1 protein-coding gene is annotated in these 756 nt (G+C 48.3%); it reads left to right on the top strand.

Features of this window, described 5'->3' with window-relative positions; all coding sequences use genetic code 11:
• Positions 1-85 precede the first annotated feature (85 nt).
• A partial coding sequence (locus B3N33_RS01090; RefSeq protein ID WP_292591885.1) for a serine hydrolase domain-containing protein occupies positions 86-756 on the top strand: 671 nt, incomplete at its 3' end.

The following is a 756-nucleotide window of genomic DNA, read 5'->3' as shown; positions in this document are numbered from 1 at the left end:
CTGCTCTTTCGAAGGACGGGTTCATGATCTTGGACGAAGGACCAAGGACGGCTTACATTGAACGTAATACAAAAGGAGGTCTATTTTGATCTGGAATAAAGTTGATGAGATAGTATCTTGTGGTATTGAAAAGGCAGTGTACCCTGGAGCCGTCGTCGTTGTCGGGAAGGATACCGAGATTCTCTACGAGAAACCATACGGCTTCCTTGCTGTCGATGACAATACTCCCGTCACGCTTGAGACCGTATATGACATCGCGAGTATGAGCAAGGTCGTAGCAACCACTAGCGCCATCATGCTTCTGGTTTCTCGGGGCGATCTCTCGCTTTGGGATACTCTGGGCGATCTTCTCGATGTCCCTGAGTCAAAGAAAGGTATTTCGGTCTTTCACTTGCTGACTCACACTTCTGGCATGCAGCCCTACTCGGAAGCATGGCGCGATCTCAAGGGAAGAGAGCTTCTTGAGTCGATCATTTCTCTCGAACCGGAAAACGGTCTGATGGAGAAGATAAACTACTCATGTCTCAACTTCATAACTCTGATGGCAGTTGTAGAGAAGACAACTTCGATGTCATTCGCCGAGTTCTGTTCAGAGGAGGTTTTCAGACCTCTTGGAATGAATTCCTCTGGCTTTCTTCCAAAAGAACTGTCGAATGTAGCACCGACATGCGAACGCGATGGAAAAGTATTGAAGGGTCTTCCGGACGATGAGCTGGCATATTATCTTGGAGGGGTAAGCGGAAATGCGGGCGTCTC

It is taken from the genome of Mesotoga sp. UBA5825 (genome assembly GCF_002432955.1).
Lineage (GTDB): Bacteria > Thermotogota > Thermotogae > Petrotogales > Kosmotogaceae > Mesotoga.
This window is presented reverse-complemented; position numbering and strand designations above follow the sequence as displayed.